At 66.9% G+C, this 20,318-nt stretch carries 16 protein-coding genes; 6 read left to right on the top strand and 10 right to left on the bottom strand.

Annotated elements, in window-relative coordinates; genetic code table 11:
* Positions 1-227: 227 nt before the first annotated feature.
* Positions 228-1,493 carry an EAL domain-containing protein gene (locus tag AB4Y44_RS01125; protein ID WP_368698465.1) on the top strand — a complete coding sequence of 422 codons (1,266 nt, stop codon included), beginning with the start codon at positions 228-230 and terminating at the stop codon, positions 1,491-1,493.
* A gap of 48 nt (positions 1,494-1,541) precedes the next feature.
* On the top strand, positions 1,542-2,243 hold the full coding sequence (locus tag AB4Y44_RS01120) for a copper homeostasis protein CutC (protein WP_368698464.1): 702 nt from the start codon (positions 1,542-1,544) through the stop codon (positions 2,241-2,243).
* A gap of 62 nt (positions 2,244-2,305) precedes the next feature.
* On the opposite strand, the gene AB4Y44_RS01115 is transcribed toward AB4Y44_RS01120, so the two are convergent.
* From AB4Y44_RS01115 to AB4Y44_RS01085, 7 genes are all read right to left on the bottom strand, one after another.
* Positions 2,306-5,929: an indolepyruvate ferredoxin oxidoreductase family protein gene (locus AB4Y44_RS01115; RefSeq protein WP_368698463.1), complete on the bottom strand. Its 3,624-nt coding sequence runs from the start codon at positions 5,927-5,929 to the stop codon at positions 2,306-2,308.
* Between the two features lie 258 nt (positions 5,930-6,187).
* Positions 6,188-7,054: an ion channel gene (locus AB4Y44_RS01110; protein WP_368698551.1), complete on the bottom strand. Its 867-nt coding sequence runs from the start codon at positions 7,052-7,054 to the stop codon at positions 6,188-6,190.
* Between the two features lie 312 nt (positions 7,055-7,366).
* Positions 7,367-7,612: a hypothetical protein gene (locus tag AB4Y44_RS01105; RefSeq protein ID WP_342919554.1), complete on the bottom strand. Its 246-nt coding sequence runs from the start codon at positions 7,610-7,612 to the stop codon at positions 7,367-7,369.
* A gap of 219 nt (positions 7,613-7,831) precedes the next feature.
* Positions 7,832-8,053 carry a hypothetical protein gene (locus tag AB4Y44_RS01100; protein ID WP_342919553.1) on the bottom strand — a complete coding sequence of 74 codons (222 nt, stop codon included), beginning with the start codon at positions 8,051-8,053 and terminating at the stop codon, positions 7,832-7,834.
* A 210-nt stretch (positions 8,054-8,263) separates the two neighbouring features.
* Positions 8,264-9,247, bottom strand: a complete 984-nt coding sequence (locus tag AB4Y44_RS01095; protein WP_368698462.1) for a carbohydrate kinase — start codon at positions 9,245-9,247, stop codon at positions 8,264-8,266.
* Positions 9,248-9,263: 16 nt separating this feature from the next.
* Positions 9,264-10,598 carry an AGE family epimerase/isomerase gene (locus tag AB4Y44_RS01090; protein ID WP_368698461.1) on the bottom strand — a complete coding sequence of 445 codons (1,335 nt, stop codon included), beginning with the start codon at positions 10,596-10,598 and terminating at the stop codon, positions 9,264-9,266.
* Between the two features lie 73 nt (positions 10,599-10,671).
* Positions 10,672-11,727 carry a LacI family DNA-binding transcriptional regulator gene (locus AB4Y44_RS01085; protein ID WP_368698460.1) on the bottom strand — a complete coding sequence of 352 codons (1,056 nt, stop codon included), beginning with the start codon at positions 11,725-11,727 and terminating at the stop codon, positions 10,672-10,674.
* 229 nt (positions 11,728-11,956) lie between these two features.
* Between AB4Y44_RS01085 and AB4Y44_RS01080 the strand changes: the two genes are divergently transcribed.
* Complete coding sequence (locus tag AB4Y44_RS01080) at positions 11,957-12,112, top strand: DUF3309 family protein (RefSeq protein WP_035512102.1); 156 nt, start codon at positions 11,957-11,959, stop codon at positions 12,110-12,112.
* A 107-nt stretch (positions 12,113-12,219) separates the two neighbouring features.
* On the opposite strand, the gene AB4Y44_RS01075 is transcribed toward AB4Y44_RS01080, so the two are convergent.
* Positions 12,220-14,067 (bottom strand): EAL domain-containing protein, encoded by a 1,848-nt coding sequence (locus AB4Y44_RS01075; protein ID WP_368698459.1) that lies wholly within the window; start codon positions 14,065-14,067, stop codon positions 12,220-12,222.
* Between the two features lie 240 nt (positions 14,068-14,307).
* Positions 14,308-15,354 (bottom strand): bile acid:sodium symporter family protein, encoded by a 1,047-nt coding sequence (locus AB4Y44_RS01070; protein WP_342919547.1) that lies wholly within the window; start codon positions 15,352-15,354, stop codon positions 14,308-14,310.
* 687 nt (positions 15,355-16,041) lie between these two features.
* On the opposite strand from AB4Y44_RS01070, the gene AB4Y44_RS01065 reads away from it, so the two are divergent.
* From AB4Y44_RS01065 to AB4Y44_RS01055, 3 genes are all read left to right on the top strand, one after another.
* The gene (locus AB4Y44_RS01065) at positions 16,042-16,500 is read left to right on the top strand and encodes a hypothetical protein (protein WP_368698458.1); all 459 of its coding nucleotides are present in this window, start codon (positions 16,042-16,044) and stop codon (positions 16,498-16,500) included.
* Between the two features lie 534 nt (positions 16,501-17,034).
* Positions 17,035-18,132, top strand: coding sequence for a porin (locus AB4Y44_RS01060; protein ID WP_342919545.1), 1,098 nt, complete (start codon positions 17,035-17,037; stop codon positions 18,130-18,132).
* Between the two features lie 185 nt (positions 18,133-18,317).
* On the top strand, positions 18,318-19,292 hold the full coding sequence (locus AB4Y44_RS01055) for a LysR family transcriptional regulator (protein WP_368698457.1): 975 nt from the start codon (positions 18,318-18,320) through the stop codon (positions 19,290-19,292).
* Between the two features lie 19 nt (positions 19,293-19,311).
* Here AB4Y44_RS01055 and AB4Y44_RS01050 read toward each other — a convergent pair whose 3' ends face one another.
* Entirely contained in the window at positions 19,312-20,277 is a 966-nt protein-coding gene (locus tag AB4Y44_RS01050; RefSeq protein WP_368698456.1) for an NAD(P)H-dependent flavin oxidoreductase, read from the bottom strand.
* Positions 20,278-20,318: the final 41 nt, after the last annotated feature.

Here is a 20,318-nt window from a genome sequence, read left to right as displayed (position 1 = left end):
ATATCGGTGCGCCGTGCGATGTCTCGCGCGGTGCATGGCGTGCCCAATCGCTGCGCACGCGAGGGCGCGAATGCATTTGCCGATGCGTGCCAGATCGCAGTGCGAGCGAGCACGGACCTTGCTTGATCCCTCCTCTGACGCAACGAAAATCAGGCTACGGAGGACAAGCGCGGGCTGTGCAGAGGCTGTGCGGACTGCAGCGTCCTTCCTACGCGCTAGAGGATGGCATGATCACAGAGCAACAGGACAAAACAGCCGTGGCCCCTCACGGCTTCGATCTCAGCGTCACTTCGGGGCTGCAGCGCTACAGCGTACACCACGGCGACCTCACGCTCACGAGCGTGTTCCAGCCGGTGTTCAGCCTCTCGCACATGCGTGCGGTGGGCTACGAAGGGCTGCTGCGCGCGCACGACCCGCTCGACCGCCCGGTTTCGCCGCTCGACGTGTTCGGCGACGCCGCGCGCGTAGGCGAAGCGCTGCTGGTGGACCGGCTCGCCCAGGGGCTGCACCTGGAGAACTTCGCGCTGCTCGGCGCGGAGCGCGAGTGGCTCTTCCTCAACGTGCATCCGGGCACGCTGATCGAGCCGTATCACTCGGCGGCGCTGCTCGCGAACCTGCGGCGGCTGAACATCGCGCCGCGGCGCGTCGTGCTCGAGGTACTGGAGGACGACGCGACCGATCTCGACGCCCTCGCGCAGGCCGTGGCGACGTTTCGCGAGCGCGGCTTCCTCGTGGCGCTCGACGACTTCGGCGCGGGCAACGTCGATATCGGCCGCGTGTGGCAGCTCAATCCCGACATCGTGAAGCTCGACCGCATCATGCTCATGCACGCACAGCATCGCGCCGACATGGCCGCGACGCTGCCGGCGCTCGTGGCGCTGCTGCACGATGCGGGCAAGCTCGTGCTGATCGAAGGCGTGGAGACGGAACACGAGGCGCAGCTCGCGCTCGCGTGCAACGCGGACTTCGTGCAGGGCTTCTTCTTCGCGCGGCCCGCGCCCGGACTCGCCGACGCCGCCCAGGCGCAAGGCGTGATCGCCGAGGCGACCGAGCGTTTTCGTCAGCAGACCGAAACGCGCGAGCGCGGCGAGACGAATCGCCTCGTGCCTTATCTGCGTGCGTTCGAGCGCGCGGCCGAGCGGCTTTCGGCCGGCGAATCGATGGAGGAGGTGTGCTGGAACTTCCTCGCGCTCGATCATGCGGCGCGCTGCTATCTGCTCGATTCGAACGGCCGGCAGGCGGGCCGCAACGTGGTGCTGCGCGTCGATCGCGCGGAGCGCGACGCGCGCTTTTTGCCGCTGGAGGACGCGCAAGGGGCGAGCTGGCTGCGCAGGCCGTACTTCCGCACGGCGCTCGTCACGCCCGGGCGCGTGCACGTGACCGGGCCGTATCTGTCGATCAACGAGGCGCTGCCGTGCCTGACGCTTTCGATGGCGGTGCCGGTGGGCGAGCGCCTGTGCGTGCTGTGCGGCGACATCGACTGGTTCGAATAGGCGTGCATCTGCGATCATGTCGTGTTCCTCACGACATGGCGCGCCAACATGCAACACGAACGGGTCCTGCTGGAAGTCATCGCGACGACGGTCGCCGATGCGCAAGCCGCCGAGCGCGGCGGCGCGGATCGTCTCGAACTCGTGACCGCAATGGGCGAGGGCGGCCTCACGCCGAGCATCGGCATGATCGAAGCCGTGGTCGCGGCGGTGGCGATTCCCGTGAACGTGATCGTGCGGCCGCACAGCTGCTCATTCATTTACGATGCGAACGATTACGCGGTGATGCTGCGCGACGTGCGCGCAGCGAAGCTGGCGGGCGCGCATGCGGTCGTGATCGGCATGCTCACGCCTTCGCATGAAGTCGACCGCGGCGGACTGCAGCGCGCAATCGACGCCGCCGACGGCATGCCGCTCACGTTTCATCGCGCGTTCGACGAAGCGCGCGATCTGCACGAAGCGTTCGACGTGCTGCTCGGTTTCGACGCCGTGACGAACGTCCTTACCTCGGGCGGCAAACCTTCGGTGCTCGACGCGCAGGCGCAAATCGACACGCTCGTGCAGCGCGCGGCGCACACGCACTGCACGGTGCTCGCGGGCGCGGGACTCACGCTCGACCGCGTGGCGCCATTCGTGAGCGCGACGCGCGTGCGCGCGGTGCACTTCGGCTCGGGCGTGCGCATCGACAGCAAGGGGCTCGCTCCCGTCGACGAAAACAAGGTGCGCCGCGTGCGCAATCTGCTCGACGCCTGACCCATAAAAAAAGCGCGCGCTATTCGGATGAACGGCGCGCGCTTGCCAGCTTCACTTCACCTTTACTTCGCCACGACCACCGGAATGCCGCGCAACGCGCCCGCGCCCTTGAACGACGCGAGGGCTTCCTGGACCGCGGCGCTCGTCTTCACGTCGATGGCAAGGCGCGCCGCCAGTTCGCGCTCGCTGCGCTTCACTGCCGCGAGGTTCGCAAGCTTCACGTGCCCATAGCCGCGCACGCGTTGATGCAGATTCGCGAGCTTGGCGATGTCGTCGGCGTTTTCAGCAGTGAGGCTCGCGAAGGCACCGCGCATCGTCGCCTCGTAGTCACCGGCGAGGGCGCGCTCCATGCGGCGCTCCAGTGTCTTGCCGAACGGATCGAGCCATGTGCCGCGCACGCTGCGGCCCTTCTTGAGCAGCCCGAACGCACTCCACATCCACTGGCCGAACTGCATCTTGCGTGGAGGCTGGCCGTTCTTCTCACGCGCGATGAGCGGCGGCGCGAGGTTGAACTTCACGGTGAAATCGCTGCCCGCCGTGCCTTCGAATTGCGCTTCGAGCGCCGCGCGGAACGCCGGGTCGGCGTGCAGGCGCGCGACTTCGTACTCGTCCTTCACGGCGAGCAGCCGATAGAACGTGGTCGCGACGGCGCGTGCGAGCGTTTTCTCCGCGCTCTTGTCGGCGCTGCGCGCGGTATCGACCAGCGCGCGATAGCGCTTCATGTAGCTCGCGCCGCCATAAGCGAGCAGACGCGCTTCGCGCTCGGCGATCAGTTCGTCGAGCGTTTGCGTGAGCTTGCGCGCCGTGGCCTTCGCGGCCGCCGCACGTTGCGTGTCGAGCGCTTCGAGCGCAGCGGGATCGGCGGCGGCCATACGGCCGATGGAGAACGCGAACAGGTTCGCCTGCACGGCAACGTTGTTCAGCTCGATGGCGCGCGTGAGCGCCGCGAGCGAAACGGGCACGAGGCCAAGCTGCCACGCGAAGCCGAGCATCACGATGTTCGCGCCGATCGTGTCGCCGAGATAACGCTGCGCGAGCGCCTGGGCGTCGCATGCAGAGAGCGGATCCTGCGCGTTCGATGCGCCGCCGGTCGCCGCGTGCCGCATCTTCGCGAGCAGCGCATCGGCGTGCAGGTTCGCTTCGGGGTTCTGCACGAACGACGCGTTCGGAATCTCATGCGTGTTCACGACGATGCGCGTGCGGTCGTGGCGCACGGTTTGCAGCGCATCGGCGCTCGCGCCCACCACCATGTCGCAGGCGAGCAGCAGGTCGGCCTGCTGCGTGTCGATGCGCACCTGGTTGAGCAGCGCGTCGGTGGCCGCGAAGCGCACGAACGAGAGCACCGAGCCGCCCTTCTGCGCGAAGCCCATGAAGTCGAGTACCGAAGCGCTCTTGCCTTCCAGATGCGCGGCCATGCTGATGAGCGCGCCCACGGTCACGACACCGGTGCCGCCCACGCCCGTCACGAGGATGTCGTAGGGCGCGTTGTCGAGATGCGTGGCCGGCATGGGCAGCGCGTTCACGCGCGCGGCGAGCGCCTGCGGATCGAACGCCGCGCCCGCGGCCTTCTTGAGCTTGCCGCCCTCGACGGTCACGAAGCTCGGGCAGAAGCCGTTCACGCACGAATAGTCCTTGTTGCACGACGACTGGTCGATGCGGCGCTTGCGGCCCAGCTCTGTTTCCACGGGTTCGACCGAAAGGCAATTCGACTGCACGCCGCAATCGCCGCAGCCTTCGCACACTTCCTCGTTGATGAAGAGGCGCTTGTCCGGGTCGGGGAATTCGCCCTTCTTGCGGCGGCGGCGCTTTTCGGCGGCGCAGGTCTGGTCGTAGATCAGCACGGTCACGCCCGGCGTTTCGCGCAGTTCGCGCTGGACCGTATCGAGTTCGCTGCGGTGATGGAACGTCGTGCCCTTCGGGAACAGGCCGTGATGGCCGTCGTACTTCTCGGGCTCGTCGCTCACCACCACGAAGCGCGAGACACCTTCGGCCTCCACCTGGCGTGCGATCTGCGGCACGGAGATGCTGCCGTCCACGGGCTGGCCGCCCGTCATCGCCACGGCGTCGTTGTAGAGGATCTTGTAGGTGATGTTGGTCTTCGCCGCGACTGCCTGGCGAATCGCAAGGATGCCTGAGTGAAAGTAGGTGCCGTCGCCGAGATTCTGGAACACGTGCGGCATCTTCGTGAACATCGAGTGCGCGGCCCAGTCCACGCCTTCGCCGCCCATCTGGATCAGGCCCGTGGTGTCGCGCTCCATCCACGAAGCCATGAAGTGGCAGCCGATGCCGGCCTGCGCGATCGAGCCTTCGGGCACCTTGGTCGACGTGTTGTGCGGGCAGCCCGAGCAGAAGTAGGGCGTGCGGCGCACGGCGTCGGCGGCGTTCGAGAGGATTTGCGGCGCGACGAGATCGACCACGCGCTCGCGGCGGTCGAGCGCGGGCCGGTGCTTCGCGAGCCACGCGGCGAACACGGGCAGGATGCGCGAGGGGCGCAGCTCGCCCAGCTCCGAGAGCAGCAGCGTGCCGTCTTCGGCGTGCTTGCCGATCACCGTGGGGCGCGCGCCTTCCTTGCGGTTGTAGAGGTAGTCCTTGATCTGCTGCTCGATCACCGGGCCCTTCTCTTCGATCACGAGCACGTCGGTGAGGCCCGCGACGAACGCATCGATACGCGACATCTCCAGCGGGAACGACAGGCCCACCTTGTAGATGCGCACGCCCGCGCGATCGAGGTCGTCGACGGTGAGATCGAGACGGCGCAGCGTTTCCATCAGGTCCAGGTGCGCCTTGCCGCAGGTGACGATGCCCACATTCGCGTGCGGGCTCGGCGCGATCCACTTGTCGATGCTGTTCATGCGCGCGAAATGGCGCACGGCGTCGAGCTTGGCGGCGAGGCGCTGCTCGATGGCGAGACTCGGCAGATCGGGCCAGCGGTTGTGCAGGCCGCCCGGCGGCGGGGTGAAACCTTCCGGCGCTTGCCAATCGGTCTTGATGGCATCGAGATCGACGGTCGAGCCCGACTCCACCGTTTCCGAAATCGCCTTGTAGCCCACCCACGCGCCCGAGTAGCGCGAGAGCGCCCAGCCATACAGGCCGAATTCGAGCATGTCCGCGATGTTCGACGGATTCACGACCGGCATGTGCCACGCCATCAACGCGAAGTCGCTCTGATGCGGCATGGACGACGACACGCAGCCGTGGTCGTCGCCGGCCACCACGAGCACGCCGCCGTGCGGCGACGAGCCGTAGGCGTTGCCGTGCTTGAGCGCGTCGCCGGCGCGATCGACGCCCGGGCCCTTGCCGTACCACATCGCGAAGACGCCTTCGACGGTGCGCTCGGAGTCCGCTTCCACGCGCTGTGTGCCGAGCACGGCGGTGCCGCCCAACTCCTCGTTGATGGCGGGCAAAAAGCGCACGTCGGCGGCTTCGAGCAGTTTCTTCGCCTTCCACGCCTGCTGGTCGACCATGCCGAGCGGCGAACCGCGATAGCCGCTGATGAAGCCCGCGGTGTTCAGGCCATGCGCGCGGTCGAGCGCGCGCTGCATGAGCGCGAGGCGGATCAGCGCCTGGGTGCCGGTCAGGAAAATGCGGCCGCGCGTGGCGGTGAGGTTGTCGGTGAGCTTGTAATCAGCGAGGGGCGGCGTATCAAGCGGCGAGGACGTATCGCCGAACGCGGGGCGCGCGGTCATTGGGGGAGTCTCCATTTGTCGAACGCAGTTGGCGCTTCAGCGCTGGCTGCGATCCCATGTATAGCTTTGCTGTCGTACGCCCTCCGGGGAGAGCGGCGCAAGAGACTCTATTTTTTCTCGCCAATGACGGAAATTTTTTGCTAACTCTCCGGCGCTGCCACCTATTCGCGCGAGAGCCTGCCCGCGCCGGGCGAATTTGGAGAGAGATTTTCTCTGCCTCGACGCGATCCCGTCTGGATCGGCCTTCGGGACAATCCGTCAGATCGTCCGAGGCGCGTAAGGCTTTGTCCGATCGAACGGCACGACGTCGTGAAAGTGCGTGTAGTCCATCGTGCTCACGCCGTCCGCGTCGCTCATCAGGTCGACGTAGCGGTAGTCCCAGCGGATCTGCCGGTCCGACCAGCTAAAGCGTGCCTGCATGGTCTGCGCGGTCGATTCGTCGGAGCCCTCGATCACGACGTGCAGCGTGCCGTGCTGCTCGGCCAGCATCTCGGGTGTGACGCCATAGAGCGGGCTCGACTCGTCGATCACGTGCATGAGATTCCAGCCCAGCGTGAAGAGCGGATGCTGGTCGCGCACGAGCTTGAGATCGTGGATGCGCCGCGCGCGAAAGCCGTCCGACGAGGTTTCGATGCGGATCAGCCGCAGCTTCGCGCCCGCTTCGGCGATCACGTTCTGGCGGGCGTTGGCGGCGCGCGCCATCAGCGTCATGCGGCCTTCGATGGGATGCACTACCACCTGGCTCGCGAACATGATCTTCGCGCGCGGCCGCGAGAAGCGCGCGAACACGAGGCCGGTCGCCAACGCGATGCCCGACATGCCGACGAAGATTTCCAGCGTGGCGACGATATGCGCGTAGAGCGTTTGCGGATGCATGTCGCCGTAGCCGACGGTGGCGAGCGTTTCCACGCTGAAGAAGAACGCGCCGAGAAAGCCCGTCGGGTATTGGTTTGCGATGGGCGCGGCGCCGAGCTGGTAGAGGCACGCGAACACGCCGTTCATGAGCAGGAAGAGGGCCGCGAGCGAGGCAAAGAAGGTGGGCCAGCGCATGGTGAGCGCCGTGTGATAGAAGTCGTCCCAGGACTGCGGCATGCCGTAGACGAGCACCTCGCGCGTGCCGATCATCAGCTTGCGCGGCGTGCCGCGTCTGGCTTTTTGCCTGGGCCCCGCGGGCGTTTCGGCCTTGCAGGCGTCCACGTCCACGCCCGGAGAAGCCCCGGATGCCAATTCGGCTTGCTGGGCCGCTTCCTGGTTGGCGAAGCGCTCCGGCGTCTCGGACGTCATGATGGTCCCTGCGGATCTGAAGTAAGGAGAAGAGCGTAGCAATGCCGCAGGGACAGGACAAGCGGGCACGCGCCAACGCGCGCTGGCAAGGCGCACGGTTGGCGCGACGAGATCAGGAGTGAGACGCGGCAGGAGCGGCGTCGAACGAAAGGCTTACGGAAACCCGTGCGGCTTCGGAATGCCCGCGCCGTGTTCGATATCGGCGATGGCCTGGCGGCGCGCCGCGTCCACGGCTTGCGTGGGCGCCTCGAAGCCCGCGTTGCCGCCGACCGTGACCCACGTCTGCACGGCCTTGTCGCGATGCGTGATCTGATACTCGGCGTCCCAGCGAGCGCCCTGCAGTTCGAGCGGATGCACGTGGATGGCGTAGACGCCGTATAGAAAGAGCTGTTCGGACATGGCTAACCTCCTGTCGACCAGAGTTGGCGCTTGAGCGCTTACTCTGGTCCCATGCACAGCTGTCGACCAGAGTTGGCGCTTTAGCTGTCGGCCGGAGTTAGGGTTTCAGCACTGACTCCGGGGCCATGCACAGCCCTTACTCTGGCCCCATGCAGAGCACCCCGTCTCATGCAGCGCTGCCGGCAGTCCCTGAGCGGGCACCGGGCACACCGCGACGACTTACAGTTCGAGCTCGCCGAGTATGCGATGCGCCAGCGCCTTGGCTTCTTCGAGAGCCTCTTCCGGCGTGCCCGATGCGGCTTCGACTTCGTACACCGCGTTTTCGAGTTCCTCGCCGTCGTCGCGCGCCAGGGAGACCAGGCCCTGGTACTGGCCGGCGTTCATGGACCGCACTGAGGCGACGGCCGTGTAGATCCCCTTGGTGTAGCTGACGTCTTCCATAGCGTGCTCCTCGTGGAAGGAAACTCCCCTCGACGGGTCACGTGGATGAAGGCGCGCAAGCGTCGCGCCTGACCCGCAACAAGAGGGAGATTCCATGCTAGCACGTTGCCCGCGCGGCTGCGGGACACGCATATTACGGCTGCGCGGCGCTTTCGTGTCAGCGCCGCGCGGTGTCCAGACGGTGCGCCGGACTGCGCGCCGCGTGCGCCTTCAGTCGGCGAGCAGCGCGACGACTTCGTCGAGTGTCGGCGAATGCGCGCCGGGCCGGCGGCACGCGGCCGCGCCCGCGGCGAGTGCGAAGGCGAGATGCTGGCGCCAGCTGCGTTGCGGCGCGCTCATGAGGCTGAACAGCAGGCCGCCGATCGACGCGTCGCCGGCGCCCACCGTATCGGCCACTTCGACGCGCGGCGGCGCCGCCTCGATCACCTCGTTGCCCACATGGAGCGTGGCCGCCTGCGCGCCGCGCGTGACGAGCAGCGTGGCGGCCGGATTGAGCGCGCGCATGGCGTCGATGGCTTCGGCCTCGCTCTTGCCGGCGAACAGCATGCGCAGGTCTTCGTCGGAGACCTTGATGAGATCGGCGAGCGCGGCCATGCGGCGCAGGATCGGCTCGTAGCCGTGCGCCATGAGGTTGCGGTAGTTCGGATCGAAGCTGATCTTCACGCCGGCCGCGCGCAGCTCGGCGGCGAGCGTGGCGAGCGTTTCGCCGAGCGGCTGTCGCACGAGGCTGATGCAGCCGAAGTGCGCCCATTTGGCGTGCGCGCGCCAGCCTTCGGGCAGCTTCGCGGGATCGAAGGCGAGGTCGGCGCTGTTGTCGCCGATGAAGTAGTACGCGGGCGGATGCGTCTGATGCACGATCGCGAGCAGCGGCGCGCGCTCCACGCGCTGCATGAAGCGCATGTCGAGTCCGGCGGCCACGCTCGCGTTCCAGAGTTCGTCCGAGAAGTTGTCTACGCCGAGCGCGCCCACGCTCGCGGTGGGCAGCCCGAGGCGCGCGACCGCGCGCGCGACGTTCCAGCCCGCGCCGCCAGGGTGCGCGCGCCAGTGCGAGTCCATGCCCGGTGCGCCGGGCTGCGACGTGTGCGGCGTGCCCTCGGGCGCGGGGGTGCGCACGAGATCGGTGAGGATGTCGCCGGCCGAGATGAAGGCCGGGAAGCCGGACGAAAAGTCCGGGCCGGTGCTGCAGGTGCTCATCGTCGTGTTCCTCTCTCTAGTTCTGGCCGCTCGTGCCCGTCATGTCGTTCGCGCCACCAAAGGCGGCGGTCGCTTCCTCGCGGCCCACGACCGGCGCCATGCCGCGTCCGGGCAGCGCGTTCAGCGCTTCGTAGCACGCGCCCATCGTGTGATAGTCGGTCTTGCCGGCGGGGCTCTTCTCGTCACTGTACTTGCGGTTGTCGCAGGTGAGGATGCGATACCACGCACCGTAACGATGATCGACGAAATTTGCCCAGCTGTAGCGCCAGATTTCGTCGTACCAGTCCCAGAAGCGCTCGTTGCCGGTGCGCTTGCCGAGCAGCGCCGCCGTGGCGAAGGTTTCCGCCTGCACCCAGAAGTACTTGTCGTGATCGCACACGGTGCCGTCCGGGCCGAAGCCGTAGTAGAGACCGCCGTGATCGTTGTCCCAGGCGTGCGCCATGGCGGCGTCGAACAGTTCGATCGCGCGCGGCAGCAGCCAGGGCAGCGGCCGGTGGCGTTCGAGCAGCAAGAGCAGCTTCGCCCACTCCGTTTGATGGCCCGGCTGGAAGCCCCACGGGCGGAAGATGTTCGAGCTGTCTTCCTCGTTGTAGTGCCAGTCGACCGACCAGTCCGCGTGAAAGTGCTCCCACACGAGCCCTTGCGAAAGCTTCGCCTGGCGTAGCGTGATGTTCGAGGCCACGCGCTCGGCGCGGTCGAGATAGACGAGGTGGCCCGTCGCCTCGTAGGCCGCGAGCAGCGCCTCGGTCGTGTGCATGTTGGCGTTCTGGCCGCGATAGCCCGAGACGATCCAGTCGGCGCTCGCCTCGTCGGCGTAGAGGCCCGCCGCGCCGTCCCAGAAGCGATGTTCCATCAGATCGAAGGTCGCGCCGATCATCGGCCGCGCTTCCTCGATGCCGGCCATCGCCGCATGCGCGTAAGCGAGCAGCACGAACGCGAGGCCGTAGCAGTGGCGCGTGGCGTCGAGCACGCGCTTCTTGCCGTCGCGCCAGTCGAGCTCCCAGTCGTAGCCCTGCAGATGCGGGTCCCAGTGGCCCTCGCGCAGGAACTGCAGGCCGTGGCGCGCGTATTCGAGATGCTGCGGATCGCCGAACTCGCGATACGCCATCGCATAGTTGAAGACGTAGCGGCAACTGCTCACGAGGTGCCGCGAGTGCGCGTTGTAGATCGAGCCGTCGTCGCGGAAGTAGTGGAAGAAGCCGCCCGAGGGATCGAGCACGTTCGGCGCGTAAAAGCGCAGCGTGTCCTGCACGTGGCCGAGCAGGAAGCCGCGGTCGCGAAAGCTCGCGACGCCCGGTACGGCGACGGGTTGTGTGGTGGCGGAGGTGGCGGTGTCGGCGGTCATCGTCATGGCTTTCTCTTCTGTCCTGGACGTGGCTTCAGCGTAATTTCGATGTGTGTTCGGCGTGTTTCGACGGCGCGCGTCAGGCGCTCTGCGGTGCGCTTGCAGCATGATGAACGGCGTGCGCGGCAACGAGATTCGATGCCGCCGCACCCAGCGTGCTGGCACGCGCGACGAGCTGCACCGGCAAACGGATTTCGCTCGCGGCAGGCGTCTCTTCGAGCAGCAGCTCGACACCGCGCCGCCCGAGTGCTTCCTTGTCGACGGCGATCGTCGAGAGCGGCGGCGTGGCGTGCGTGGCGCCCGCGATATCGTCGAAACCGATGATGGCGATGTCTTCGGGCACGCGCAGGCCATTGGCGAGGCACACGCGCATGGCCGCGAGCGCGGCGGCGTCGTTGTAGGCGAAGAGCGCGTCGGGCGGCGGGCGCGAGGCGGCGCGCGCCGCGTCGATCAAGCGCTGCATGGCGAGCGACGCGCCCGTGTCGGGATCGAGCCCGCCGTCGATCGTCGTTTCGAGCGACGGGTCGAACAACAGGCCCGCCTCGAAGAACGCGCGCCGGTAGCCGAGCGCGCGCTGCGCGATGCTGTAGTGCGCGAGCGAGCCGCCGATGAATGCGATGCGCCGCCGTCCCAGCTCGAACAGATGCTGCATGGCGAGCGCGGCGCCCGCCGCGTTGTCGATGTTCACCGAGCGCAGACCAGCCGCCCACAGGTCGATCAGCACGAGCGGGCGTTGCAGCGCGACGAGCGCGGCGAGCATTTCCGGCTCGACGAAGCCGGCCACGGCGATGGCGTCGGGCGCGTGCAGGCGCAACTGCTGGATGGTGTCGTCGGCGGGGCCGGCGGTGAGCAGCGCGGGCACGATGCCGTGTTCGCGACAGGCGTCTTCCACGCCGTGCAGCACGTGCGAGAAGAACGGGCTGGCCGCGAAGTTGTTGTGCTGGCGATGGAGCAGGAAGGTGAGCCGGCGAATGCGCGGACGCAGTTGCGCGCAGTCATAGCCGAGCGTGCGCGCGACCTCGACGATGCGCTCGCGAGTGGCCTCGGACAGGCCCGGCTGGTTCTTCAACGCGCGCGACACCGTGCCGATCGACACGTTGGCGGCTTGCGCGACGTCACGAATGGTTGTCCCCATGATTCCTGGCTGGCGGTGGCGCGGTGAGCGTTCCGGGTGTGGTCAGGTGTGCGGCGATTGTATAGTAAAAATCTGTCCGAAAAACCCGAATCTACGCCTCGAATTCCAGGTAAATACCAGTAAACAATGAAATAAACGCAAACATTTGTGTTTAGTAAAATTGACTAAACGCGCGCGGGCACGACGGTTGCGGAAAGCCGGACACTAACAGTCGACTTACGGAGGCATCATGCTCGGCACCCTGCTTCTGGTCATTCTGATCCTGCTGCTCATAGGCGCGTTCCCGGCGTGGCCACATAGCCGCTCGTGGGGTTACGCGCCTTCGGGCACGCTCGGCATCATCGTCGTCGTGGTGGTCGTGCTGGTCTTGATGGGGACGATCTAGCGACGGTGCAGCAGCACAGCGGCGAAAGCAAAACGGGCCGGCGCGCGGCATGAGCCGCGCGGCCGGCCCGTTCACATTCCGGGCTGCCGCAGGGGAGGGGCAGGCCGCTATGACCAGCCGGCTTCGCCTGGTGTCGAGGCGAGCGTGGGCACGAGGTTGGCGCTCGCGCTGCCGTCGATCACGACTAGCCCGCTCGCTTCCTGTTTCGCGCGGCGCTTGGCGAGGGCCGCGAGCGAGGCGATGGCGTCGCTGCTGTGCTGCGCGCCTTCGCCCGGCGCGATGTGCACGCAGCCGATCGCCAGGGTCACGAAGGTGAAGAAGGTGGCGTTGCCGTGGCGATCCTCGCCGTGAATGCCGCCCGCGAGGCGGTCGCCCGGTGCGTAGAAGCGCTGCGCGCCCTCGTTGAACGTTTCGATCGCCTGGCGCGCGCGCTCGCGCCACGTCTCGCTCTGGAACAGGATCAGGAAGTCGTCGCCGCCCACGTGGCCGAGGAAGTCGCGCGTGGGGTCGCAGGCATCGGCGAGCACCGTCGCCGCGAACTTCAGCACCTCGTCGCCCTGCCAGTAGCCGTACTGGTCGTTGAAGGGCTTGAACTGGTTCAGGTCGACATAGCACGCGTGAAAGCCCGCGTCGTGCGACAGCAGACGCTCGATATGCGAGCTGATGGGGATATTGCCCGGCAGGAAGGTGAGCGGATTGGCGTAGCGCGCCGCCTGGATGCGCACCTCCGTTACGGCGCGCACGAGGCTCTCGCCGGTGCCGAGTCCGGCGTAGCGGCCGTTATCGGTGATGACGAAGCCATCGGCGAGATAGCGCTGGTCGTCGCTGACGAGCAGCGTCGCCATCTGCTCGACCGTCATCGACTGCTCGATCAGCACCGGCTTCGCGTTGGCGAATTGCAGGCAGGGCTTCTTGCCGAACAGCTCGCGGTGATACGGCAGCGCATAGCGGTCCATGAACGCGCGCCGGTTGATGAGCGCGACAGGCGCTTCGTCTTCCACCACGGCCACCGCGTGCAGCTCGGGTTGGCCGTTGAACAGTTCGAGCACGTCGTTGTTGGTCGCCTGGCGCGGCAGCGCGGGCGCGCGCACGAGCATCTTGCTGGCGGGGGCGCCGCCGCCCGCGGGCTGCGTGGCGGCGCTGCGCGTGGCCTCGGGGAACACGGCGATATGGTCCGCGCGAATCGCCTCGCGCGCTTCGCGGGCAAGCACGCGCAGCGGCTCCACGTTGGGGCGGCCGAAGAAAAAGCCCTGGCCGCAGTCGATGCCCATGTCGCGCAGCACGATCAGGTCGGCCGCGTTCTCGATGCCTTCCGCCACGAGCCGTGTGCCGCTCGCCTGCGCGAAATGCTGCACGGCGCGCACGGCTTCGAACTTGAGCGCGTCGCTGGCGATGTCGTGGATGAAGAAGCGGTCGATCTTCACGACATCGGGCTGCAACTGCACCCAGAGGTTGAGGCTGGCGTTGGCCGTGCCGTAGTCGTCGAGCGCGAACTGGGCGCCGGCCGCGCGCAGCGTCTCGACGACGGGCGAAAAATTGCGCAGGTCGTGGATGGCGCTTTGCTCGGTGAGCTCGATCACGACGCGCGTGGGGTCGATCGGGCCGTCGAAGAGGGCGAGCGCGGCGTCGCCGTCGGCGGTGAGCTGGCGCAGCGCGTCGGCGCTGAAATTGAGGAACAGCTTGCCGGGGCAGTCGAGTTTCGCGAACGTTTCGATGCAGGTGCGGGCGGCTGCGCGTTCGAGCGCGGCGGTGCACTGTTCGTCACCGGCGCGCGCGAAGAGGGCGGCGGGCGTTTCGAGCGGCGAGCCGGCCGGCCCGCGAATGAGGCCCTCGTAGCCGAGGATCGCGCCACCCTCGAAATCGACGATGGGCTGGAAGACGGCGCGCAGCTGGCGCTGGGCGATCAGCGCCCCGACGCCGGGCGCCGCGTGCAGGAGTGGCGCGGGAGCAGACATGGACAGGCCGGAACGGGCGAAGACGATGAACTTAACGGCATATCATCGGATGAATTAAATGAAATTTTGGTGACAGCGTCGCGATGCCCAATCTTTGGGCGTGCGGCGGATGCGCGCGTGACGCGGGGAGGGAAGGCAGGCGGGGGAGGGGGAGACGGGGCACTAGCCGCGGCATTGGCTGCAGCTGGGCGGCGGCTTCTCGCCGCCCAGCATGCCGTATTGAGATGTATTGAGCGACGCTCAGCGACGCGCCGCGGCGGCGGCGCGCTCGCTCGCGCCGGCGCGCGATTCGTCGCCCGCGCTGGCGGCGCGCTCGGCGCTCATGTCGCGGGCGCCCCAGCGCTGGGCGAGCGCCGCGCACACCATCAACTGGATCTGGTGGAACAGCATGAGCGGCAGCACGACCGCGCCCACGGCGTTTGAGGCGAAGATGACCTTCGCCATCGGCACGCCGGCCGCGAGGCTCTTCTTCGAGCCGCAGAAAATGATGGTGATCTGGTCGGCGCGCGAGAAGCCGAGCTTCTTGCTCGTGAACATCGTGATGCCGAGCGCGAGCGCGAGCAGCACGGCGTTCACCACGAGCAGGCCGCCGAGCGCGGTGAGCGGAATGTGATGCCAGAGCCCTTCGTTCACGGCCTCGGAAAACGCGCCGAACACCACGAGCAGGATCGAGCCCTGATCGACGAACTTGAGCACGCCCTTGTTGCGCTCGATCCAGCGGCCGATGACGGGGCGCAGCAGCTGGCCCGCCACGAACGGCACGAGCAGTTGCAGCACGATGTTCCATACGGTGTGCCAGGCCGAGCCGCCGCTCGCGCTCTGGTTCGTGACGATCAGGCTCACGAGCGCGGGCGTGACGAAGATGCCGATCAGGCTCGACGCCGAAGCGCTGCAAACGGCGGCGGGCACGTTGCCGCGCGCGATCGAGGTGAAGGCGATCGACGACTGCACCGTGGAAGGCAGCGTGCAGAGGAACAGCACGCCCGCGTAGAGCGCCGGGGTGACGAGCGGCGAAAGCACGGGCTTGAGCGCGAGGCCCAGCGCCGGAAAGAGCACGAAGGTGCTGAGCAGCACGACGATGTGCAGCCGCCAGTGCGTAGCTCCAGCGACGATCGCGTCGCGCGAGAGCTTGGCGCCGTGCAGGAAGAACAGCAGGCCAACGGCCACGTTGGTGAGCCAGTTGAAACCCGTGGCGGCCTGGCCGTGCACCGGGAACAGGCTCGCAAGAATCACCGTGCCGACGAGGCAAAGGGTGAAGTTATCGGGCAGGAATTTCGGACGGGCCATCGGACAATCTCAAGTGCGCGCCTGGGCGCCTGGCTGCGCGCAGATCGATGTGCGTGCAACGGGTGAATCGGGACGTCTATTGTCGGCGCAAGCCGATTGAAAAAGCAAATTCATTTGAAGCATTGATTAATGAAGGATACGCATGTATTGCCAGCATCAATGCCCCTTTATGCCGGATTCCTCATCGACGTGCGAGGGGTATTCCCGGGCCGCAAAAGTCGTCAGGACTCCGCGCATTCTTCAAATCTTCAGACGTGAATCAGGCATAAAACGAACCGTTCCCAGACCCACCCGGAGAGCCTTGCCAGGCGGCCTTCCCAGGGTGTGCCCGGAGCCGGAAAACCCAGCAGTAACATGGTGTTACAACCCTTCGGGCGGCATAACATCTTTTGGCTCGACACCCATTCGGCACACCCATAAATTACCGTCAAAGGGACGCCCGGACCGTTGTGGCGGCAATCGTTACGCGCTCGCGCGGCGAGCGTCCCGGGACTGGCCCGCCATGGCCCGAGTGGCGGGTGCCAGGCGCAAATGTCGGGCAGGTGAAACGTCACAATGCACGTAGGGTTGTCAAAACTGGGACAGTGGGGCTTGGGGGCTGGATTAGCGGCCCTCGTTGCGCTCGCCCATGCTCAGCCCGGTTTTCCAGGGCACGGCGGGGGCGGCGGCTTTGCGCGCGCGCCTTCCATGCCCGCCATGCACTCGATACCCGCCCCGCGCGGCGGCGGCATGGCGTGGGGCGGCGGCTACCACGGTGGCCCTGAACGCGGCCGTGGCCCCGCCGCGTACGCTGGTGCCGCTTCGCCCATGCGCGTGGCCGACCAGGGCGGCCGGTATGAGCGCGGCGGCAACCGTGCGCCGAACCAGTGGCAAGGTCAGGTCCAGCAGCAGGCTCCCCATCGCGACTACAGCTATGGCACGCCGTTCGGCGGCTACGGCGGCTATCGTGGCGGCAATCCCATCACGCCCGTGAGCGCGGAATCACGCCCGGTGCCGCATCCGCCGGCCGACTCGCCGGTGCGCGCGGGCTCGATTCGCGAAGACGTCGCGCGCTACAACGAGGAGCGCGGCGGCACCTACCGGCCCTTCCCGCGCAACGGCGGCGAGGTGCCGCGTCCGCCCATGCCTTCGCCTTACCGTAATTGAGCGCTGCCTCGCGGCCCGCTTTTGTTTTCTTCCCCTGCACGCTTTTTCCCGCTTTCTTCATTGGATTCTCTTGAGGATTCGCTTCAGGCACTGACCTGATAGCGGCGCCGAAACACGTCCAAAACAAGGTGCGTTCGTCCACGCCGCGAAAACTGACGCGTGGATACCACACTTTTTTGGAAATCTCTCGTCGTGCAGAACCCTTTCGTCTCAAATCTCGCTTTCGTTTCGGCGGCGCGTCATTCGCAGCCCCGCGCGTGCGGCAGCGGCCCGCTAGGCGCGGACCGGCGGGCTGCGATTCATCGTGACGCGGCGCAACGCGAAGCGGCGTCGACAGCGGCAAACCAGGTTCTAACGGCGGCAAACTAATGCGCCCGATATACCGGCAATAACACCGGTTATTTTTGACCATAAAAATGGTCCGCAAAGATGGATCCGCCCAGAACGGCCACGCCTGCGAACGACGAAAAAATAAAGCTTTGCACGAGCGCCTCAGCCGCCCGACACCCTTTTTTGACAAAGACTGGAGAACCCATGAATACAACGGTCAGCCGCGCGCTGCGCACTACCCTGAAGGCGAGCGCGCTCGCCGCTGTTCTTGCCGCCGCGTCGTCGTCGGCGTTTGCGCAGTCGAGCGTCCAGCTCTACGGCCAGGTCGACGAGTGGGTCGGGGCGACGAAATTTCCGGGCGGCCAGACCGCCTGGAACGTGGGCGGCGGGGGCATGTCCACGTCGTACTGGGGCATGAAGGGATCGGAAGATCTGGGCGGCGGCTACAAGGCGATCTTCACGCTGGAAAGCTTCTTCCGCGCGCAGAACGGCCAGTTCGGCCGCTTCGCGGGCGACACGTTCTTCGCGCGCAACGCGTACGTCGGCCTCGAATCGCCGTACGGCACGGTCACGGCGGGGCGCCTGACGACGCAGCTGTTCGTCTCGACGATTCTCTTCAACCCGTTCATCGATTCGTACACCTTCTCGCCGATGGTGTACCACGTGTACCTCGGCCTCTCGACGTTCCCGACCTACACGACCGACCAGGGTGTGGTGGGCGACTCGGGCTGGAACAACGCCGTGCAGTATTCGACGCCCAACTTCAACGGCCTCTCGGGTTCGGCCATGTATGCGTTCGGCAACCAGGCCGGCCAGAACGGCTCGAAGAAGTGGAGCGTGCAGGGTCTGTACTTCCATGGCCCGTTCGCGGCCACGGCGGTCTACCAGTACGTGAACTTCAACAACACGCCGGGCGACATCGGCAGCATCGTGAGCGGCGACACGACCATCATCGGCCTGAAGAGCCAGGGCGTGGCGCAGGTCGGCCTCTCGTACGACCTCAAGTACGTGAAGTTCTTCGGCCAGTACATGTACACGGCGAACTGGCAGCAGGTGGGCAGCTGGCACGTCAACACGGCCCAGGGCGGCGTGACGGTCCCGGCCGGCCCGGGCACGGTCATGGCCTCGTATGCGTACTCGCGTGACGGCGGCGGCCTGAACCAGACGCGCCAGACGGCGGCGATCGGCTACGACTATCCGCTCTCCAAGCGCACCGATATCTACGCTGCGTACATGTACGACCACTTCGACAACATGTCGAGCGGCCAGACCTACGGCGTGGGCATGCGCGCGAAGTTCTAAGCGGCGCAGCCTGTCAGCTCGAAGTTCGACGCGAAAACCCCGCGCTGCACGCAGCGCGGGGTTTTTGCTTTTCGGACCGCCTGATCCAAAGCGCGCCTGCGCTTTTCAACACCCGCATTTGATAAAACGAGGAAAATATCGTCGATTGATTCCCGTTTATTTATGTTCGAGTTGAAGGCCCCGCAATGGATACCCTAGTCAGCATGAAAGTGTTTCGCCAGGTGGTGGAGGCGGGCAGCTTCGTCGCGGCGGCCGAGCGCATGAACATGTCCGCCGCGATGGCGAGCAAGCATGTGATGCACCTGGAGCAGCAGCTCGGCGCGCGCCTGTTGAACCGCACCACGCGCCGCGTCGCGCCCACCGAGGCGGGGCGCGAGTACTACGAGCGCGTGGCCCAGGCGCTCACCGAACTCGACGAGGCCGGCCAGGCGGTGGGCGCGGCGAGCGTGGTGCCGCAGGGGCGGCTGCGCGTGTCGTCGCTCACGGCGTTCGGGCTGCGTCATGTGATGGGTGCGGTCGCCGACTACGCCGCCGGCTTTCCTCAGGTGACCGTCGACATCACGTTGTCCGACCGCGTGGTCGAGCTGATCGACGAGGGCTTCGACGTGGCGATCCGCGCCGCGCCGTCGGGGCTCAAGTCGTCTTCGCTGATCGCGCGGCCGCTCGCCACCGCGCACATCGTGCTGTGCGCCTCGCCCGAGTACCTGCGCCGCCACGGCGCGCCGAAAAGCGTGGCCGATCTCGCGCGGCACAACTTCGTTCAGTACGCGGGGGCCTCGGCCCAGGAACTCGCGCCGTTCGCGGAGGGCGCGGGCGGCGTGAAGCCCAAGCCGGGCGGCAACCTCATCGTCAATCACCTGGAAGCGCTACGCGTGGTGGTGCTGCAAGGCGGCGGGCTGTCGATGCTCGGCACCGAGGTGGTGGGCGACGATATCGCCGAAGGGCGTCTCGTGCCGCTGCTCGTCGACGCACTGCCGCCGCGCGAGCTGCCGATCTACGCCGTGTACGCGAGCCGCCGCCATCTCTCGGCGAAGGTGCGCTCGTTCGTCGATTTCCTGGCCGCGCGTTTTTCGGAGCGCGAACTGTGGCCGGGCGTGGAGGCGATCCGCGCGGCGGCGCTCAATGCCGATGCCGGACGGACTGCGTCTGCCCGGAGCTGAAGCCGGGCGCGCCTCGCGCTCAGCGGCCCACGCCGAGCCGTGCCTTCGTCGCCTCGTACTCGTGCTTCAAGCGCGCCACGAGATCCGCCACGGAAGGCACGTCGTCCATCAGGCCCACGGCCTGGCCCGCGCCCCACACGTCTTTCCAGGCCTTCGCCTTCGAGGTGCCCGCGCCGAAATCCATCTTCGACTTGTCCGACTCGGGCAGCGCATCGGGATCGAGCCCGGCGTTCACGATGCTCTCGCGAATGTAATTGCCGTGCACGCCCGTGAAGAGGTTCGTGTAGACGATATCCGCGGCCTTCGCTTCGAGAATGGCGTGCTTGTAGTCGTCCACGGCGTGCGCCTCTTTCGTCGCGATGAAGCGCGTGCCCATGTAGGCGAGGTCCGCACCCATGGCCTGGGCGGCGAGGATCGAGCCGCCGTTGGCGATTGCACCCGACAGCACGATCGGGCCGTCGAAGATGCGCCGCACTTCGCCCACCAGCGCGAACGGCGAGGTCGTGCCCGCATGGCCGCCCGCGCCGGCGGCCACGAGGATCAGGCCGTCCACGCCCGCTTCGAGCGCCTTGGCGGCGTGGCGCAGGTTGATGACGTCGTGCAGCACGATGCCGCCGTAGCTGTGTACCGCGTCGAGCAGTTCGCGCGGCGGCGCGCGCAGGCTCGTGATGAAGATCGGCACGTGGTGCTCGACGCACACGCGCACGTCGTGCTCGAGCCGCGCATTCGACTGATGCACGATCTGGTTGACGGCGACCGGCCCGATGACGGCTTCGGGGTGCGCGCTCTGGTAAGCGGTGAGCTCCTCGCGGATCTGCGTGAGCCAGACGCCCAGCTCCTCGGCGGGGCGCGCGTTGAGCGCCGGAAACGAGCCGACGATGCCCGCCTTGCACTGCGCGAGCACCAGCTCCGGGTAGCTGACGATGAACATCGGCGAGCCCACGACGGGCAGCGAGAGGTTTTGCAGGACGGCGGGCAGTGCCATGGAGAGGTCTCCTTGCGGCGCTTCGATCGATGGCGGGGGCG

Origin of the sequence: Paraburkholderia sp. BR10937, from assembly GCF_040965695.1 — a bacterium.
Lineage (GTDB): Bacteria > Pseudomonadota > Gammaproteobacteria > Burkholderiales > Burkholderiaceae > Paraburkholderia.
The sequence above is the reverse complement of the archived record's forward strand: the minus strand, read 5'-3'. Positions and strand labels throughout refer to the sequence as shown.

What these genes read in the sequence shown, in the direction of transcription:
- AB4Y44_RS01065 (WP_368698458.1), top strand. Translation starts at nt 16,042, where the DNA reads ATGCCCGCCATGCACTCGATACCCGCCCCGCGCGGCGGCGGCATGGCG.
- AB4Y44_RS01105 (WP_342919554.1), bottom strand. Translation starts at nt 7,612, where the DNA reads ATGTCCGAACAGCTCTTTCTATACGGCGTCTACGCCATCCACGTGCAT.
- AB4Y44_RS01110 (WP_368698551.1), bottom strand. Translation starts at nt 7,054, where the DNA reads ATGATCGGCACGCGCGAGGTGCTCGTCTACGGCATGCCGCAGTCCTGG.
- AB4Y44_RS01090 (WP_368698461.1), bottom strand. Translation starts at nt 10,598, where the DNA reads ATGACGATGACCGCCGACACCGCCACCTCCGCCACCACACAACCCGTC.
- AB4Y44_RS01100 (WP_342919553.1), bottom strand. Translation starts at nt 8,053, where the DNA reads ATGGAAGACGTCAGCTACACCAAGGGGATCTACACGGCCGTCGCCTCA.
- AB4Y44_RS01120 (WP_368698464.1), top strand. Translation starts at nt 1,542, where the DNA reads ATGCAACACGAACGGGTCCTGCTGGAAGTCATCGCGACGACGGTCGCC.
- AB4Y44_RS01080 (WP_035512102.1), top strand. Translation starts at nt 11,957, where the DNA reads ATGCTCGGCACCCTGCTTCTGGTCATTCTGATCCTGCTGCTCATAGGC.
- AB4Y44_RS01060 (WP_342919545.1), top strand. Translation starts at nt 17,035, where the DNA reads ATGAATACAACGGTCAGCCGCGCGCTGCGCACTACCCTGAAGGCGAGC.
- AB4Y44_RS01055 (WP_368698457.1), top strand. Translation starts at nt 18,318, where the DNA reads ATGGATACCCTAGTCAGCATGAAAGTGTTTCGCCAGGTGGTGGAGGCG.
- AB4Y44_RS01115 (WP_368698463.1), bottom strand. Translation starts at nt 5,929, where the DNA reads ATGACCGCGCGCCCCGCGTTCGGCGATACGTCCTCGCCGCTTGATACG.
- AB4Y44_RS01050 (WP_368698456.1), bottom strand. Translation starts at nt 20,277, where the DNA reads ATGGCACTGCCCGCCGTCCTGCAAAACCTCTCGCTGCCCGTCGTGGGC.
- AB4Y44_RS01075 (WP_368698459.1), bottom strand. Translation starts at nt 14,067, where the DNA reads ATGTCTGCTCCCGCGCCACTCCTGCACGCGGCGCCCGGCGTCGGGGCG.
- AB4Y44_RS01085 (WP_368698460.1), bottom strand. Translation starts at nt 11,727, where the DNA reads ATGGGGACAACCATTCGTGACGTCGCGCAAGCCGCCAACGTGTCGATC.
- AB4Y44_RS01070 (WP_342919547.1), bottom strand. Translation starts at nt 15,354, where the DNA reads ATGGCCCGTCCGAAATTCCTGCCCGATAACTTCACCCTTTGCCTCGTC.
- AB4Y44_RS01125 (WP_368698465.1), top strand. Translation starts at nt 228, where the DNA reads ATGATCACAGAGCAACAGGACAAAACAGCCGTGGCCCCTCACGGCTTC.
- AB4Y44_RS01095 (WP_368698462.1), bottom strand. Translation starts at nt 9,247, where the DNA reads ATGAGCACCTGCAGCACCGGCCCGGACTTTTCGTCCGGCTTCCCGGCC.